At 69.0% G+C, this 2807-nt stretch carries 4 protein-coding genes; all 4 read right to left on the reverse strand.

Annotated features, from left to right (window positions below):
* Positions 1-258: 258 nt before the first annotated feature.
* Complete coding sequence (locus tag WA805_RS24220; RefSeq protein WP_422339166.1) at positions 259-1359, reverse strand: ferritin-like domain-containing protein; 1101 nt, start codon at positions 1357-1359, stop codon at positions 259-261.
* A gap of 79 nt (positions 1360-1438) precedes the next feature.
* Entirely contained in the window at positions 1439-1690 is a 252-nt protein-coding gene (locus WA805_RS24225; RefSeq protein ID WP_424560612.1) for a hypothetical protein, read from the reverse strand.
* Between the two features lie 30 nt (positions 1691-1720).
* Positions 1721-2404: a response regulator gene (locus WA805_RS24230; protein ID WP_422276138.1), complete on the reverse strand. Its 684-nt coding sequence runs from the start codon at positions 2402-2404 to the stop codon at positions 1721-1723.
* 19 nt (positions 2405-2423) lie between these two features.
* A partial coding sequence (locus WA805_RS24235) for a sensor histidine kinase (RefSeq protein ID WP_425243483.1) occupies positions 2424-2807 on the reverse strand: 384 nt, incomplete at its 5' end.

The raw sequence follows: 2807 nt of genomic DNA on the forward strand, positions 1-2807 counted from the left end.
GCGCGCGGGCCGGGGATGCGGTCGCCTTCGGGTGCGCAACCATGATCACGAAAGAAAAGTATGCGCATAGGAGATTTTTCTTTCGTGATCATGATCGACGCAGGCTTTGCGCGGCGCGGGCGGGCGCGTCTGTGTTCGGGCTGTGACTGCTGGGGAAGCCGGGGCGCCGGTGGTGTGACGCCGCGTCGTTCGGTGCCCGCCTGGGCGCCGACTGACGCGGTGAACACCACCAAGCCCCAGCGCCCCCACGGGGAAGGGTCATGAATCGCCAGAGGCGATCGCCGCGTCCACCTCTTCCTTGCGCGCGGCGAGCTCAGCGGCGTGCTCCCGCTCCATCCGCTCAGCGATCTCCTCGTCGTCGCGCATGAGCGCGTCGAGGTCGCTGTTCGCGGCGTCGATCACGCCTAGGTCCACGTAGGCGTGCTGCACCTTCGGCCCCCAGAGCCCGATGTCCTTGACGCAGGGCACGATCCGGCTGAACAAGAACTGGCGGAATGCCTGCTGCACGGGGGACCGCACGGTGAACTCGACGCACTCTTCGACGTCGAAGCCCAGCCGCTCCCATACTTCCCTGGCGATGAAGCGGTTCCGCATCAGGTAGCAGCCCTCGACCACGAATTCCTCGCGGTCGGCGAGCTCGGCTGACGTGAGCTGAGCGTAGTAGTCGCGCAGGGCCAGCCGGCCGAACGCCACGTGCCGCGCCTCGTCCTGCATCACGTACGCGAGCAGCTGCTTGACCAGCGGGTTGTTCGCGATGTCCCGGTGCACGCCGAACGCGGCCAGCGCCAGCCCCTCGATCAGCACCTGCATGCCGAGGTAGGGCATGTCCCAGCGGGAGTCGCTCAGCGCGTCGGCGAGCAGCTTGGCCAGGTCGGGGTTGACCGGGTAGAACAGGCGGACCTTCTCCGTGAGGAACTTGGAGAACAGCTCCACGTGCCTGGCCTCGTCCATCGTCTGGGTGGCGGCGTAGAACTTGGAGTCCATGTCGGGCACGGACTCGACGATCCGCGCCGCCACCGTCAAGGCGCCCTGCTCGCCGTGCAGGAACTGGCTGAACAGCCACGCCGACAGGTGGTGGCTCACCTCGTCGCGTTCGGCCTCGTTCAGCTTCTCCCACTGCCGTGACCCGTAGATCGGGCAGATCTCGTCCCCGGCCTCCATGACATTCGTCTCAACGACGGGCTGGTCCCAGTCGATCCGCTTGGCGGCGTCCCACTGCTTGTCCTTGCCCCGCTGGTACAGGTCGAGCAGCCGCTGCCGTCCGTCGTCGTACTCCCAGGAGAACCGGGCCGCCCCAGCCGCGGGCACGTCCCAGGTGTCCCTGGGTACGGGTGACGTATACAGGTCGTAGGTGCTCAACACGTGCCTCCACTCGGCCTAGGCGGCGTTCCGCGTCCCCTTATTACTAGCGAGTAATCAAGCGGGGCGCAATAGCCGGCTACGTGCCGGGGATCTCGTGGATGGCAGCGTCTTCGGCAGGCACGTCGTCCGGTACTGCTGGCTTGGTGGCGTCAGTGGGATGCCGGGCCGCCCGGTCCTCGGATTGTTCCGCGTCGCTGTCGTCGTCCTCGCTGATTACCAGGTCATCCGGCGGATCCTCGATGTACTGCTCGTACTCGGAGACCTCGAACTCCTGCTCGTCGTCGCCCATGTCGTCGGGTCCGTGCCCGATCCTCTCGTCACTGTCCACGGCTGCGGGCCTTCCCTGTGTCCCGGGGGTTCATGCCTGGAAACGGTAGCCCATGCCCGGCTCGGTCAGCAGGTAGCGGGGGTGGGATGGCTCCGGCTCGAGCTTGCGGCGCAGCTGCGCGACGTACACGCGCAGGTAGTTGCTTTCCGACTCGTACGCCGGGCCCCACACCTCCTGGAGCAGCTGTCGCTGGGTGACCAGCCGGCCCCGGTTGCGGACGAGGATCTCGAGCAGCTGCCACTCGGTCGGCGTCAGCCTGACGTCGCCGCCTCCGTCTGAGTCCCTGTGCACCCGCTTGGCCGCGAGGTCCACGGTGAAATCGGGGGTCTTCACTACCGGCTCGTCCGGCGCGGGCGACGCCCGGCGGACCGCGGCGCGCAGCCGGGCGAGCAGCTCGTCCATGCCGAACGGCTTGGTGACGTAGTCGTCGGCGCCGGCGTCGAGCGCGGCTACCTTCTGGTGCTCCTGGCCCCATACCGACAGCACGATGATCGGCGTCGAGGTCCAGCCGCGGACGCCGTGGATCACGTCGGTGCCGTCCATGTCGGGCAGCCCGAGGTCCAGGATCAGCACGTCAGGCCGGTCCCTCGACACCGCCGCGAGGCCGGAGGCGCCGTCGCTCGCGGTGCTCACCTCGTAGTTGCGCGCGGTCAGGTTGATACGCAGCGCCCGCAGGATCGACGGCTCGTCGTCGATGACAAGGACCCGGGTCACCGGCGGCCCGCCCGGCTGCTCACTGGCCCGCCCCGAGCACCGCGCGGTCACCGCTGGCCACGGCGGGCAGCGTCACCCGCATGGTGAGCCCGCCGCCCGCGGTGTCCACCGCGGCGATCGTGCCGCCCATCGCCTCCGCGAAGCCCTTCGCGACCGCGAGCCCCAGCCCCACGCCAGGTGACCGTTCCTCCAGCCGGAGGAACGGCTCGAAGATCTGCTCCTTGAGGTCGCCAGGCACGCCGGCGCCGTGGTCCACCACCTCGAGCACGACGCGGTCGCCGTCCTCGCGCGCCAGCAGCGCGGGCGGGCTGTCCGGCGGCGAGTGCCGCAGCGCGTTGGAGAAGAGGTTGGCGAGCACCCGCTCGAGCAGCCCCGGGTCGGCCCGCACCAGCGGAAGATCGTC

The sequence above is a fragment of the Trebonia sp. genome, assembly GCF_049794275.1.
In the GTDB taxonomy this organism is placed as follows: domain Bacteria; phylum Actinomycetota; class Actinomycetes; order Streptosporangiales; family Streptosporangiaceae; genus Trebonia.